This window comes from Endothiovibrio diazotrophicus, from assembly GCF_054657215.1.
Genome location: NZ_BAAHXB010000011.1, coordinates 17051 through 30764 on the forward strand (window position 1 = coordinate 17051; position 13714 = coordinate 30764).

Below are 13714 nucleotides of genomic sequence, written 5' to 3' on the forward strand. Positions count from 1 at the left end.
GAAGGGGAGAAAGGGTGGCACTGTGGGTTGTTTTCGTTGTTTTGTTCTCGTTCCTACGCTCCGCGTGGGAACGTCTTCTCTGACGCTCCGCGTGGGAACGTCTTCTTCGACGCTCTGCGTCGTGCCCAACGGGGGCACCGTTCCTGCAGTGCCCCGTCACCACCGGGACGCAGAGCGCCCAAGACGAGCGGTCGCGACGCGGAGCGTTGCAATCAGGGAGGAGGGTGGGCCTCGATCGGTGCGCCGTGGTGGCCGGAAGGGTAGGGCGATGCCGGGGTTGATCGTTCCCACCGAGCTCTCGTCGGATGCGTTGATAGCGGGTCTGGAAGGTGGTGAAGTGTCTCAATGCGCTGGCGGAGCCGGCTCAAAAGGCCGTTTGAGGGGAGTGCCCGGAGAGCGGAGTGAATTTGTTGGGGTCTGGCATCAATCGAGTGTTTGCTGTAGCATCTGCCGGTTCCGCAGGGTTGCTTCATAACACCCGTTTTGCACTTCCATTCCTTTCACTTATCCAGGAGAAAATATGTCCGAAATTGATGCGGAAATCCAGCTCAAAGTTTGGAAAGAACTCGCGATTAGCAAGCAAGTATTGATGAACGCGGCGACTGAGGCCTTGAAGCTCGAGAAAGACTGTACTGCGGAAGAGCTCAAGCAGGCGATCGAGGCGACCATCAAGCGCTGCTCCGAGGCCGAGCTCGAAGTCGGCAAGATCAAGGAGCAGGCCCGGCTCGAACTCGCGGCCGTGGAACAGAAGTTGGCGGAGAGCCGGCGAGCACTGGACGAGGTTCAGGCCAGCCTCTCCGAGGCGCGGGCGAACGAGCAGAAACTCGAGCAGCAGGTCATCAACGTGCGCGCCGACAATGAACGGCAACTGAAAAACCTCAAAGAGAGCTTGGCCGAGAAGGAGCGCGCGATCAAAGCGATCAACACGACGCTCTCTGACACGCCCGAGAACGTGGTGAAGAAGCTCAAGACGCTGCGGAAGCAGAAGATGGATGAGGCCGAAGCGCGCAAAAAGGCTACAGAGGCGCTGTCTGCCCTGCGTAAGGACAAGCAACAACTGGAAAAGAGCCTGAAGGAACTCCAGGCGCAGGATAAGTCCGAGGAACAGCAGGCCGCATAGACTTCAGTCGGTCAGATGGCTATGTCTCGTTGCAACGAACCCCGTTTTCGTGCCTTTTGAATTAGAGGATTGCACTCCTCAAGGGCCCGCGAAAGAATAACTTCCTGGCGTGCCATCTTTGGCAAAGATTAAGGGGTTGGCCGTCATCGACGGCCAACCCCCTTCTTTTTCCGTTCTGATCTCGGATCCGGAGAGTGGCGCGGTGAGCGTCAGGCTGAAGGATGCCGTGATCAAGGTGCTTGCCGCCTTGGATCTGGGCTTGTCCGTCATTGCCCGCCGCAAGGATGGGTTTGATCCGACAGCCTCCTGCGTCCCTTCGCGCCCCTCATGACTTGGTGGTGAAAATCAACCGCGGGCGATCTGCTCGGTGGAGCGGGAGAGGCGTTCGATGAGGGTCTCCAGGAAGACCCGCTGAAAACGGAACTGGGCGTTCATGGAGGCCTGCTCCATCAGCGAGGCGTTGACCTTGAGCAGCAGGGTGGAGCTGCGCGAGACCACGGTGGCGGTTCGCTTGGCCTTGGTCAGGTAGCCCATCTCGCCGAAACAGTCGCCGTGGCTCAGCACGCTGACCACGGTCTTTCCCTTGATCACCACCGCCTCGCCGACGGCGATGATGTAGAAGGCGTTCTCCACCTCTCCCTCGCTGATGATCCGCGCGTTGGGCTGGAAGGTGAGCCAGATGCCGGCGCGGATCACCTCTTCGATCTCCCCGTCGTTGAACTCCTGGAAGAAGCGCAGCGTCTTGAGGATGTTGAACTTCTCGCGGTCGGCGATGCTCGCCTCCTGCTGGCGCAGCGAGGTGAAGGCGCGGCTGAGGTCGGTGGAGAACTCCAGGGCGGTCTGGTAGCGCTCCTTCGGATCCTTCTCCATGGCCCGGTCGACGATGTTGATCAGCACCCCGGGGATCTCCCGGCGCAGGCTCTTCAGCGGGGCGTAGTCTTCGTTGACGATCTGGTAGAGCGTGGCGTGGATGCTCTCGGCAAGATAGGGGCGGTGTCCCGACAGCAGTTCGTACATTACCGCGCCGAGGGAGTAGAGGTCGCTTCGGGGGCTGGCCGGTTCACCCTTGATGGTCTCCGGCGCCATGTAGGCGGGGGTCCCCTGCATTCCCTCCTCCGGGGTGGGGTCGACGGAGAGGCGCGCGATGCCGAAGTCGAGCAGTTTCGGCACTTCCTCCTCGCTGAGGATCAGGTTGGCGGGCTTGATGTCGCGGTGGATCACCCCCTTGCCGTGGGCGTAGTGCAGTGCCCGGCAGCACTTGAAGATGGTGTCCACCACCTTCTCCATGGGCAACAGGGTATCGGGCTGGGCGAAGCGGTCGAGGGTCTTGCCCTGCACGTACTCCATGACGATGTAGCGCATCTGCCCCTCGATTCCGGCGTCGTGAATACCGACGATGTGGGGGTGGATCAGCTGGCCGGCGATGTGCGCCTCGTTGAAGAAGGCGGTGAGGTAGCGACGTGCCTGTTCACGGTCCTTGGAGAGTTCGAGACGGGCAATCTTGATCGCCACCCGCCGCTGCAGAAAGGGGTCGAATCCCTCGTAGACCACTCCGGCGGCACCCCGTCCGAGCATCTCTCGCAACTCGTATTTGGCGATCTTGCGCGGGGGCGCCTCGCTCACCCGACAGCCTCCGCCAGCTTGCGGTCGAAGGCGCGTTTGAAACGCAGGTAGTGGAGGCTTTGCAGCGCATCGGCGCTCTCGGCGCCCAGCAGCGAGGGGGGGGCGTCGACACTCTCCAGCCGAGGGTGCGCGGGAAGGTGCGGCAGCGACGGCAGGGTTTGGGTGAGCGCGTTCAAGGTGGGGCCTTCGATGATCTGTTCACCGCAGTATAACGTATAGGCGTACCCCTCCTCGGTCGCCTGGACCATCAGCTGCACGCCATTCCCTTCGCCTTCGCCGCCGGCACCGGCGTCCTCGGGACGGGCGGAGAAACCGCCTGCCACCCCGGTCAGCCGGTAACACTCCAGCTCGCCGGTGAAGGGGCGGTGGGATTGATCGCTCCAATGGAGCTCGTCGTCGTCCAATTCGCCATGGGCGAGGGGGCGCCAGAGGAAGAGTCGGCGCAAGGTGTCGGTGAGAAAGCGGTGGTAGCCGCGGTATTCGCCCGCGTCTGCCGCCGCGGTCTGGAACAGGCTACCCCGCTCGTCGAGGATGTAGAGCAGCGCCTTGCCGTCGTCACCCTGCCGATAGAGCTGTACCACCCCCGGTTTGACGTTGCGCAGGATGGTGGGGAGTGGGGTGCCGCGCAGGGCCTGGGGGTCCACCGCCCAGCGCACGTGACGCTCGCGGGGAGCGCCGAGGGTCTGCATCAGTTTGGGGACGCCCTCGACATGGCGGCTGACCGCGCGCGTCTGCTCGATGCTGATCAAGGCGTGGCCGCGGCCGAGACCGAGAATGTAGCCGGGGAGGGTGGTCAGGGGGCGGCCGGAGGCCTGCTCGCTCACCGCGTTGAACAGCTCCTCCATGCGCCGGCTGATCAGCGTGCCCTGGGCTGCGGAGAAGCAGAAGGCGGCTACCGTCGGGGGGGCGGGTAGGGCGGCGTTGGCGATGCCGTTGAGGAAGTGTTTCAGCGTGGCGAGCAGTGCCGAGCGTCCGTCGAATCGGTGGATGAATACCTCGCCCCAGGTGGTGACGGTGACCAGGTCGACGGTGGCGATGAGATTCTCCTGCAAGGCACCGAAGCGTAACGGGTCCGCCTGGTCGCTGATGACCTGCTGGTCGCCGCGGGAGAGCAGTGAGGCGCTGGTGGTGCCGAAATTGACGAACAGCGCGTGGATCGACGGTAGGCTGGGGTTGCTCAGCTCGGCCGGTTCCGGTGTGGCGGGGCGGCCGCCGGGGAAGAGGCGTTGCAGTGCGGTCAGCGCCCCCTGCATCTCTCGCGGACCCAGCTGGGTGCGGCCGGGGTGGAGGGCAAGGGTGGTGGTACCGTCCACCAGACCGTTGAAATAGGCCCAGGCCAACAGCTCCAGGGCGCCGCTTCCCTCTTTCAGGGGCGGGAGTTCGGCGTCGGGTTTGGCCAGGCCCTGATGGAGTCGCCATGGCTGGTGGCCGTGGTCGCGGTTGCAGAAGGAGAGGGCGCCCTGGGTGAGGTCGCCGGCCAGCCCCGGGTTGATCCACTCCACCCGTCCTCCGCGGGGGTCGAAGGCGGCGTAGAGGCGGCGGCCGAGGATGATCAGCTCCATCGGATCGATCCGCGCCCGCTCCGCTTCCCGCTGGGCCGCTTCGGTGATCACGCCATAGGCTCGGCTCACCGATGCGGCCACCCGGCGCGCCTGGTCGCGAATCGCGGTGAGCGGCGACTCCGGCCCGTTGGTCCGTTGCGGATCGAGGCGCTGGTGCAGGCAGCGCTTCAGCACCTCCAGTCGAGCCGTCTCCTCCTCGCCCGCCAAATGGTCGCGCAGCCGGCCGGCCATGATCGCCAGGGTGTCGAGCTGGGCGTAGCGCATGTTGCCGCGGTAGACGGCCTGCTTGTAGCGGCGGCTCATGCGTTGTGGGGTGGGGTGCTCGGTGGTGTAGACCTCCATCAGCAGCAGTTCCGGCAGCGACTGGCAGGGGGTGGCCAGTTCGGCGTAGAAGCGCCACAGTACGGCACGAAAAAATGTCTCGGGGGAGAGTCCCTCCAGGCCGCCGAAGTCGATGGTTTCCGAGGCGATGGTGTCGTCCGCCAGCAGCCGCTCCGTCTCGGTGCGGTAGTGCTCTTCCATCTCCGGAGGTACCAGCCACCACAGCGGGTAGCGCCCGGCAAGATGGATGGCGGAGAGGTAGAACGCCTCGGTCAGCAGGTGGTCGCGGCTGGTGGTCCGGCCTGGCCAACCCACCCCCAGGCAGCGACCGTCGCGGAATGCCCGAGCCTCGATCAGGCCGGTCTCCAGGGTAAGGTCGATCTCCTGTGCCCGGCGGCGCAGCCGCTCCACCTTGCGTTCCAGGGCGCCGTTGCGCGCCTCCTCCAGCCCGTCGCGGAGACAGAGCCATAGTTCCAGCCGACGGAGGCCGGTGGCGCTCTTGCCGTGGTCGATGAGGAACAGCGCGTCGATCGCGTAGTGGCTGAGCGGGGCCGGCTTGAATTCAAAGAGCGGGGCGAGGGATTTTGCCGCCCGCAGGGTCGGTTCGTCGGGGGTGTAGCCGCTGATCCCTTTGGGCATCGCCTCGACGTCGAGGTATCCCGGCAGACGCGGGTGGTGGAGGTGGTAGAGCAGCGGCAGTGCGTCGACCAAGGTCTGCTGCTTGGGCGACAGCGAGTTGACCAGCCGAAGCAGCCGCTGCCGGTTGATCGCCTGAAACCGCCGCAGGGCGGCACGGGTCTCGGTACTAAGTGTCACGTCACCGGTTGCCCGTCTCCGCCTTCCATTCCGCGAGCCGTCGGTGGGCCTGGTCGACGGCTTGGTCGAGGGTGTTGGCGAACTGGTAGCGGGGGTACATCTTGCAGAACCAGTGGAGGGTGCTGCGGGTGGCGGAGTCGGGGATGACCGAGATCAGTTCGATGACCTCGTCGATGCCGGTGATCTCCTGGGCGGCATCGAAGGCGATGGAGTAGGAGGCGCGCTTGTTGGAAATGGCGATATAGGGGAGCTCGCAATGTTCGCGGCAGGCCTGCTGCAGTTCGGAGACCATCTTCCGGCTCAGCTCTTCGACACCTTCGCGAATTTCGATAATGACGATTCGTTGATCGATGAAGTCCAGTTTGGCGAAAGGTAGCGTTACAGTGGTCATGGTCGGCAAAGGATCGACGGTCCCGTCTGACAGGTCTAATTGCTCAATGGGTCGATGGTAGTCAATGGAACCGGTCAAATCGGTAAAATCGGGGTCATTTGTGGTTTCCCCGTAGGAAAACGCCCGTTGTTTGTTTTTTGTGATTCAGTGATTTACTCAACGGGAATACGCCAAATACGTATATTCCGATTTGCTCATATTCGTTATGATTCGCGCCCTTTTCAGCTTCGAGTATGGGATTTCACGATGGATACCCAGGCATCTGCCAATTGTACCGGTCCTTTCGCCAGCTACTGCCGTATTCGCATCGCCTTGGGGGTGACCATGGTATTTCTCGCCGCGAGCATCGGAGCCACCCTGCTCCTCGCCAGATGAGGGCGACGCCGACGCGGGCTGTCGGAGGTGTCCTCGCTTGGAACGGCAAAAAAAAGGGGGAAGGCCGTCGGCCTTCCCCCTTTTCTATGTGGTACCGGGGAGGGGACTTGAACCCCTAAGTGCTTTCGCACGGCGGATTTTGAATCCGCTGCGTCTACCAATTCCGCCACCCCGGCACAGGCCGCGTAGTATATCGGTTTGTCGTGCCGGGGCAAGAGCGTCGCCGTTTCACTCCCGCGAACGGTTTCGCGTATCATTTCCGCCCTTTTTTCTCCCCGGGTGACTCCAACTCGATGCTGAGACGCGATTTCCACTATGACCTCCCCGAGTCACTGATCGCCCAGGCCCCGCTGCCGGAAAGGGGGGCCAGCCGTCTCCTTTGTCTCGATGGTCTGCCCGGAGAGGTGGCCGACCGCCGGTTCGACGACCTTCCTTCGCTGCTCCGGTCCGGAGACCTGCTGGTTTTCAACGATACGCGGGTGATCCCGGCGCGGCTGCTCGGCGAGAAGGATAGCGGTGGACGGGTGGAGGTGCTGGTGGAGCGGGTGACCGGTCGTCACCACGCGCTGGCCCACGTGCGGGCGTCCAAGTCGCCGAAGCCGGGGCGACGCCTGATCCTCGAAGGGGGCGCGCTGGATGCCGAGGTGACCGGCCGCGAGGGGGATCTGTTCTCCCTGCACTTCCGCGGCGATGGGACGCTGATGGAGTTGTTGGAGCGCCACGGGCGGGTGCCGCTGCCGCCCTACATCGAACGTGCCCCCGCGGGGGAGGACCGGCAGCGCTACCAGACCGTCTACGCCCGCGAGCCGGGGGCGGTGGCGGCGCCTACCGCCGGTCTCCACTTCGACGAATCGATGCTCGCACGGCTGCGGGCGATGGGGGTGGCGCAGGGGTTCGTCACGCTCCACGTGGGGGCGGGCACCTTCCAGCCGATGCGTGCCGAGCGGGTGGAGGATCACCACATGCACCCGGAGCGGGTGGAGGTGAGCGATGCGCTCTGCACCCAAGTGGCGGAGGCCCGGCGGCGCGGCGGGCGGGTGGTGGCGGTGGGGACCACCGCGGTGCGCAGTCTGGAGGCCGCCTCCCGCGGCGACGAGGGATTGGCGCCCATGCGTGGGGATACCGAGCTCTTCATCACGCCGGGATTCCGTTTTCGCACGGTGGACGCCATGGTGACCAATTTCCACCTGCCGGAGTCGACCCTGTTGATGCTGGTCTGCGCCTTCGCCGGCTACGAGACGGTGATGGCGGCCTATCGGCATGCGGTGGCCGAGCGGTATCGCTTTTTCAGCTATGGGGATGCCATGTGGCTCACCCGGGGCGACGGTAGGTGGGTCGGCCGGTGAGCTTCAGTGGATTTTTCACATATCGCCGGCTGTCTCTTCGTGAGCCCGAATAAAAAACGGGACCTCGTCGAATCACTCGGCGGGCCCCGAAAGGGAAGGAGAACTTCGTGCAGACGTGTTGTTATCAGTGGGGGAGGGGGAGTCTGCGGTCCCACTCTTTCAGGTCGATCACCTGTGTCCCACCATGCCGATAGGATATCACAACCCTATCCCAACATACTGTCAACACAGTGAAAATATGTCCGAGGCGATCCTTGAACGCGCGTCCGGCCACCGGCGTGGTGGCGTGGGCTTGGCTGGGCATCGTCGGCCTCCTCCTTCGCTGAGGTTGCGGGAATCGGGTCTTGTCGCTCAGTCTCGTGGTTGCATTCTGTTTAGGCGTCGATGGCTGCAGTGTCAAGAACTGAAACGAATGTTTCTTGCAAATCCCCCGCCCGGCGGGCTGGAATTCGTGGTGTCGGGGTGGGAAATGGTGGGCAATATGGGGGATTTTCCGAAAATGTGTTGTTTTTTCAGATTGGCCGTTGTTTGGATGGTGCGTCGAGATGCGATTTGAGCTGATCACCCGGGATGGGGCCGCCCGTCGGGGACGCCTCCATTTCGACCGTGGAACGGTGGAGACGCCCGCCTTCATGCCGGTGGGAACCTACGCCACGGTAAAGGCGATGACCCCGGAGGAGCTGCATGCCACCGGTGCGGAGATCGTCCTCGGCAATACCTATCACCTGATGCTGCGTCCCGGCACCGAGGTGATCCGCGCTCACGGCGATCTGCACGACTTCATGCATTGGACGGGGCCGATCCTCACCGACTCGGGGGGGTTTCAGGTATTCAGCCTGGGGCCACGGCGAAAAATCAGTGAACGGGGGGTGGAGTTCCGGTCGACGGTGGATGGCTCCCGGGTCTTCCTCAGTCCGGAGCGCTCGATGCAGGTGCAGCGGGAACTGGGCTCCGACATCGTGATGATCTTCGACGAATGCACCCCCTACCCTGCTACCGAGCAGGAGGCGCGCGACTCGATGGAGCTCTCCTTGCGCTGGGCGAAACGCTCCAAGGAGGCCCACGGCGATAATCCGGCAGCACTCTTCGGCATCGTTCAGGGCGGGATGTATCCGGAGTTGCGGGCTCGCTCCCTGGCGGGGCTGGCCGACATCGGCTTCGACGGCTACGCGGTGGGGGGGCTTTCGGTGGGAGAACCGAAGGCGGAGCGCGAGGCGGTCCTCGACGCCCTCCAGCCACTGTTGCCGGTGGATCGTCCCCACTATCTGATGGGGGTGGGGACGCCGCAGGACATCGTCGAGGCGGTGTGTCGCGGCATCGACATGTTCGATTGCGTGATGCCCACCCGCAACGCCCGCAATGCCCACCTGTTTACCCGCCGTGGCACCTTGCGCATCCGCAACAGCCGTTTCCGCAACGACACCCGACCGGTGGATGATCGGTGCGATTGCTATACCTGCCGCCACTACTCCCGCGCCTACCTCCGTCACCTGGAGAAATGCGGAGAGATCCTCGGGGCACGGCTCAATACCATCCACAACCTGCACTACTACCAGGAGCTGATGGCGGGACTGCGCAGCGCCATTGCGGCCCATCGGCTGGAAGCGTTCGTCGAAGAGTTCTACGCCCTTCAGGCGACAGGCTCCTAGGAGGCTGTCGGACTTAGGGGGATCGAGCTGCGGGAGGGCAGGAGAGTGGTCCCAATTTTTCGGAAATTTGAGGAGAATAGTGAGCTATTTGACGAGGATTTCCGGAAAAGTGGGGCCGCTATCCCGCTTCCGCGGCCGATTCATCCTGAGTCCGACAGCCTCCTAGGTGCCGCCACTCCCGAGTGTGATAGAATCCCGCGGATATTTCGTACCAATTGCACAACCCAGAGACATATTCATGGATTTTTTCATTGCGACCGCCCAAGCCCAGGAGGCCGCCGCCGGTGCGGCGGCCCAGCCCGGAGCCCTTGAGACCTTCCTGCCGCTGATCGTCCTCTTCGTCATCTTCTATTTCATGCTCATCCGGCCGCAGTCCAAGCGCGCCAAGGAGCACAAGGCGATGGTCGAGGCATTGGCCAAGGGCGACGAGGTGGTGACCAGCGGCGGCCTGCTCGGCAAGGTGACCAAAGTGAGCGAGGATTTCCTCACCGTCGAGGTGGCCGAGGGAACCGAAGTGAAGGTGCAGCGTCAAATGGTCGCCAGCGTGATGCCTAAGGGCACCATCAAGGGCGCCTGATTCCCACGTACCCAACGAACCGTCGCAACGCCCCGTCGCCACTGTGCCGGGCGTGAAGTGAGCCTTGTCGATGATCAACCAGTACCCCCTTTGGAAGTACCTCCTGCTCGCCGCAATCCTGGTGGTGGGGGGGCTCTACGCGCTGCCCAACCTCTATGGCGAGGACCCGGCCATTCAGGTTTCGCCTGCTCGTGGCGCGACCCTCGACGAGACGGTTCGTGACCGGATCGACCGGACCCTGGAGATGGCGGGGGTTGCGGTCAAGGCCGTGGAGGTGGGAGAGGAGGGCAAGTTGCTCTACCGCTTCCACGATACCGAGAGCCAGTTGAAGGCCGCTGACGTGGTGGGCAGCGATCTGGGTACCGGGTATACCGTGGCGCTCAATCTGGCGCCCAGCACCCCGCAATGGCTGCGCAGCCTCGATGCGGCGCCGATGTTCCTCGGTCTCGACCTGCGTGGCGGCGTCCACTTCCTGATGGAGGTGGATATGGACGCGGCGGTGAAGCAGGCCGAGGAGCGTTACGTGGGTGACGTGCGCACCCTGCTGCGCAACGAGAAGGTGCGCTATCTCGGGGTCAGCCGCGGTAAGGGCGGGGTGGTGGTCACGTTCCGCAATGCCGAGGATCTGGCGGCCGGGCGTTCGCTGATCTCCCGCGAACTCGGCGATCTGGAGCTCACCGAGGGGAGCATCGACGGGAGCTTCGAGGTAGTGGGGCGGATCAAGGAGGCGGAGCAGAAGGCGATCCGCAAGTTCGCCCTGGAGCAGAACATCACCACCCTGCGCAACCGCGTCAACGAGCTGGGCGTCTCCGAGCCGGTGATCCAGCAGCAGGGACAGAGCCGTATCGTGGTGCAGCTCCCCGGCGTTCAGGACACCGCCCGCGCCAAGGAGATCCTCGGCGCCACGGCGACCCTGGAGTTCCGTCTGGTCAGCGATGATCACAGCCCCGCCGAAGCGGCGGGCGGACGGGCGCCGGCGGGCACCCGGCTCTACCACGATCGCCAGGGGCGGCCGGTGCTGCTGGAGAAGCGGGTGCTGCTGACCGGTGACTACATCACTGACGCGGCCTCCGGAATCGAGCAACAATCCGGTGGTCCGGCGGTCTTCATCACCCTTGACGGCAAGGGCGCGCGGTTGATGACCAACGGCACCAAGGACAACGTGGGCCGGATGATGGCGGTGGTGTTCATCGAGAACAAGGTGGACACCAAGATGGTCGATGGCAAGCCGGTGAAGGTAAAGCGGGTAGTCGAGGAGGTGATCAATCAGGCGGTGATCCGCGAACGCCTCGGCAAGCGCTTCCAGATCTCCGGTCTCGACTCCACCCGGGAGGCGCGCGATCTGGCGCTGCTGCTGCGCGCCGGTTCCCTGGCCGCGCCGATCGAGATCGTCGAGGAGCGCACCGTCGGTCCGAGCCTCGGCAAGGAGAACATCGAGCAGGGCTTCCTGTCGGTGGTCGTCGGAATGCTGGCGGTGCTGGTCTTCATGGCGATCTACTACAAGGCCTTCGGTCTGGTGGCGGACCTCGCCCTGGTAGTCAATTTGGTGCTGATCGTTGCCGTCCTGTCGATCTTCCAGGCGACCCTGACGCTGCCGGGCATCGCCGGTATCGTACTGACCGTCGGTATGGCGGTGGATGCCAACGTGCTGATCTTCGAACGTATCCGTGAGGAGTTGAAGATCGGCAACAGCCCCCAGGCGGCGATCCACGCCGGCTACGAGAAGGCGTTTTCGACCATCGCCGATGCCAACATCACCACGCTGATCGCGGCACTGGTGCTGTTCAGTTTCGGCACCGGTCCGATCAAGGGGTTTGCGGTGACCCTGTCGATCGGTATCGCCACCTCGATGTTCACCGCCATCATGGGTACGCGGGCGGTGGTGAATCTGCTCTACGGCGGTCGCCGCGTCCAACGCCTGGCCATCTGATTCCTGAGTTAACGGGGCTCCCCCCGGGCGGAAGCCCCCCATGCGCAAGGGACTGCGAACGTGATCAAAAACAGCGACACTCCTTTCTGGGAAAACGGTATCTTTTCGGTGGATCCACATCCGGCAGGCGAGGCGGTCCGCAGCGCGGTCCTCTGGTTTACCGGGCTTTCGGGCTCGGGCAAGTCGACCATCGCCCATGCCCTGGAGACCCGCCTCCACCAGTTGGGATCGCCGAGTTACGTCCTCGATTGCGAGAACGTGCGTGAGGGGCTCTGCCGGGACCTCGGCTATTCGCCGGAGGATCGCCACGAGAACATCCGCCGCATCGGCGAGATGTCGCGGCTGCTCCTCGATACCGGCACCACGGTGTTGGCCGCCTTCATCTCCCCGTTCCGCGAGGACCGCGCCAAGCTGCGCCGGTTGTTCGGTCGCGGCAATTTCGTCGAGATCTACTGCCGCTGCCCCCTGGATGTGTGCGAGCAGCGCGATCCGAAGGGAATCTATGCCCAGGCGCGGGCGGGCGAGGTGAGCGACTACACCGGTGTCACCTCTCCGTACGAGGAGCCGGAGGAGCCGGAGTTGATCCTCGACACCGGTCTCTTCAGCGCGGAAGAGAGCGTCGAGCGGATCGTCCTGTTCCTGGAGGAGCACGGCTACCTGCCGCGCAAGCGCCTATCGTCCTGATCGGATCGGGCGGCAGGCGGGAACCCTCCTATCTGCCGTCTCCATGCTCTCCGGCAACCCTCCTCGTGCGCCGCTCCACCAGGGCCAGCAGCGCGGTGAACCCCAGCGCCGCGGCGATCAGTCCCATCGCGCCGAGCGGGCCGCTCAGCAGTTCAGGGGCCAGCAACAGCGCCCCGCCCAACGTCCCCATCATGCTTCCCGCGGCCAGCTTCAGCAGCCTCCCTTCCCGTTCGCTCAATTTGCGTGAACCCATCTTCCAGGTGAATGCCGCGGTGATCGCCGCCAGCGGTACCACGTAGATCAGATTGTAGAGCGCCAGATAGCCGTAGTAGGCGGCCGGCTCCAGCCCCTGCAGGGTGAGGATGCGGGTGTAGGCCATGGGGAAGCCGGCGGTGCAGAGCAGCTCGTAGCTGTTGGCGGCGACCGCCAGGAGCATGGTGGCGGCGATCAGGGCGGGCCAGCGGCTGTGTCCAACCAATCGGCGAATGCGCTGGAAGAGTCGCCCCTTGTGCGTCTCGTCCATGGATAGGGAAGGGCCGAGCGCCGGGGTGTAGAAGTCCTTGATGTTGAGGGCGGCGATGAGCAAGGCGAGCACGCCGGCCGCGAGGGTCGCCCAGCGCAGCTCGCCGGCCCACAGGAAGAGGTTGAGCCAGGCGGCCATGAAGAGGAAGTAGAGCAGTCCCGAGGTGGCGACGAAGAGTCCGCCCACCAGGGCCATGCGCCGGCGGCTCTTGAGGTGGATCAGCAGGCTGAGCAGAAACAGCAGCACGAAAAAGGCGCAGGGGTTGAAGGCGTCGAGGGCGGCGATGGTGATGGTGAGTAGCGGCAACGACCAGTGGGCGGGATCGATCCGGCCGACGCCGGGCAGTTGCAACGGCCCCGCGGTCGGGCGATAGCCGTCCCTGCACTGCTCCAGCGCTTCCAGCAGCCCCCGTTCTCCGGTTGGTCCGTCGGTATAGCCGACCTGCATGGCGCCGCAGAAGAGGAACGCCGGCACCGAACGGGCATCCTCTCCCAGCGCGCCGGCCATCTCCACGTAGCGGCGGATGTTGGCGGCATTGCCGTCGACCTGGTAAGCGCGCAGTTCCAGCCAGTCGCGATGGGATTGCGCGATCCGTTCCACCACGGGTTTCGCCGCCTGGCAGTGGGGGCAACGGGAGGACCAGAAGAAGTGGAGGATCACCCGCCCCTCCGCGGAGAACCAGAGGGGGGTGTCGGCCGCAGGGGGGGCCGCCGACGCCAGCAGCGGTAGGAGTAGCCAAACCAGTTGGAGCAGGCGTCGGGTCATGAAGAGCTGCCAAAGGATCTGTCCACAGTATT

Annotated in this window: 11 protein-coding genes and 1 tRNA gene; 7 read left to right on the forward strand and 5 right to left on the reverse strand. The window is 64.2% G+C overall.

What is annotated here, in order from left to right; genetic code table 11:
- Positions 1 to 520 precede the first annotated feature (520 nt).
- Together ACYQ2W_RS04975 and ACYQ2W_RS04980 are read left to right on the forward strand one after the other, a co-directional pair.
- Positions 521 to 1120: a hypothetical protein gene (locus ACYQ2W_RS04975; RefSeq protein ID WP_459863843.1), complete on the forward strand. Its 600-nt coding sequence runs from the start codon at positions 521 to 523 to the stop codon at positions 1118 to 1120.
- A gap of 136 nt (positions 1121 to 1256) precedes the next feature.
- Complete coding sequence (locus ACYQ2W_RS04980; protein WP_459863845.1) at positions 1257 to 1451, forward strand: hypothetical protein; 195 nt, start codon at positions 1257 to 1259, stop codon at positions 1449 to 1451.
- 14 nt (positions 1452 to 1465) lie between these two features.
- Here the strand turns inward: ACYQ2W_RS04980 and ACYQ2W_RS04985 are convergent, their stop codons facing one another.
- The 4 genes from ACYQ2W_RS04985 to ACYQ2W_RS05000 all read right to left on the reverse strand — a co-directional run bounded on the left by ACYQ2W_RS04985 (position 1466) and on the right by ACYQ2W_RS05000 (position 6384).
- Complete coding sequence (locus tag ACYQ2W_RS04985) at positions 1466 to 2743, reverse strand: protein kinase domain-containing protein (RefSeq protein WP_459863847.1); 1278 nt, start codon at positions 2741 to 2743, stop codon at positions 1466 to 1468.
- Positions 2740 to 5442 (reverse strand): class I adenylate cyclase domain-containing protein, encoded by a 2703-nt coding sequence (locus tag ACYQ2W_RS04990; protein ID WP_459863849.1) that lies wholly within the window; start codon positions 5440 to 5442, stop codon positions 2740 to 2742. The genes ACYQ2W_RS04985 and ACYQ2W_RS04990 overlap by 4 nt, the downstream gene beginning before the upstream one ends.
- 1 nt (position 5443) lies before the next feature.
- A complete protein-coding gene (locus tag ACYQ2W_RS04995; protein WP_459863850.1) occupies positions 5444 to 5833 on the reverse strand; it encodes a hypothetical protein in 390 nt (129 codons plus the stop codon).
- Positions 5834 to 6297: 464 nt separating this feature from the next.
- Positions 6298 to 6384 (reverse strand) — tRNA-Leu (locus ACYQ2W_RS05000).
- Between the two features lie 117 nt (positions 6385 to 6501).
- On the opposite strand from ACYQ2W_RS05000, the gene queA reads away from it, so the two are divergent.
- From queA to cysC, 5 genes are all read left to right on the forward strand, one after another.
- Positions 6502 to 7554, forward strand: a complete 1053-nt coding sequence (queA, locus tag ACYQ2W_RS05005; RefSeq protein WP_459863852.1) for a tRNA preQ1(34) S-adenosylmethionine ribosyltransferase-isomerase QueA — start codon at positions 6502 to 6504, stop codon at positions 7552 to 7554.
- A gap of 545 nt (positions 7555 to 8099) precedes the next feature.
- A complete protein-coding gene (gene tgt, locus ACYQ2W_RS05010) occupies positions 8100 to 9203 on the forward strand; it encodes a tRNA guanosine(34) transglycosylase Tgt (RefSeq protein WP_459863854.1) in 1104 nt (367 codons plus the stop codon).
- A 238-nt stretch (positions 9204 to 9441) separates the two neighbouring features.
- Positions 9442 to 9780, forward strand: coding sequence for a preprotein translocase subunit YajC (gene yajC / locus ACYQ2W_RS05015; protein ID WP_459863856.1), 339 nt, complete (start codon positions 9442 to 9444; stop codon positions 9778 to 9780).
- Between the two features lie 70 nt (positions 9781 to 9850).
- The gene (secD, locus tag ACYQ2W_RS05020; protein WP_459863858.1) at positions 9851 to 11710 is read left to right on the forward strand and encodes a protein translocase subunit SecD; all 1860 of its coding nucleotides are present in this window, start codon (positions 9851 to 9853) and stop codon (positions 11708 to 11710) included.
- Between the two features lie 108 nt (positions 11711 to 11818).
- Positions 11819 to 12394, forward strand: a complete 576-nt coding sequence (cysC, locus tag ACYQ2W_RS05025) for an adenylyl-sulfate kinase (protein ID WP_459863861.1) — start codon at positions 11819 to 11821, stop codon at positions 12392 to 12394.
- A 28-nt stretch (positions 12395 to 12422) separates the two neighbouring features.
- On the opposite strand, the gene ACYQ2W_RS05030 is transcribed toward cysC, so the two are convergent.
- Positions 12423 to 13682 (reverse strand): thioredoxin family protein, encoded by a 1260-nt coding sequence (locus tag ACYQ2W_RS05030; RefSeq protein WP_459863863.1) that lies wholly within the window; start codon positions 13680 to 13682, stop codon positions 12423 to 12425.
- Between the last annotated feature and the right edge of the window lie 32 nt (positions 13683 to 13714).

Bases quoted from the DNA above. Each gene is read 5' to 3' on its own strand.
- queA (WP_459863852.1), top strand. From the start codon at position 6,502: ATGCTGAGACGCGATTTCCACTATGACCTCCCCGAGTCACTGATCGCC.
- tgt (WP_459863854.1), top strand. From the start codon at position 8,100: ATGCGATTTGAGCTGATCACCCGGGATGGGGCCGCCCGTCGGGGACGC.
- secD (WP_459863858.1), top strand. From the start codon at position 9,851: ATGATCAACCAGTACCCCCTTTGGAAGTACCTCCTGCTCGCCGCAATC.
- ACYQ2W_RS04995 (WP_459863850.1), bottom strand. From the start codon at position 5,833: ATGACCACTGTAACGCTACCTTTCGCCAAACTGGACTTCATCGATCAA.
- ACYQ2W_RS05030 (WP_459863863.1), bottom strand. From the start codon at position 13,682: ATGACCCGACGCCTGCTCCAACTGGTTTGGCTACTCCTACCGCTGCTG.
- yajC (WP_459863856.1), top strand. From the start codon at position 9,442: ATGGATTTTTTCATTGCGACCGCCCAAGCCCAGGAGGCCGCCGCCGGT.
- ACYQ2W_RS04975 (WP_459863843.1), top strand. From the start codon at position 521: ATGTCCGAAATTGATGCGGAAATCCAGCTCAAAGTTTGGAAAGAACTC.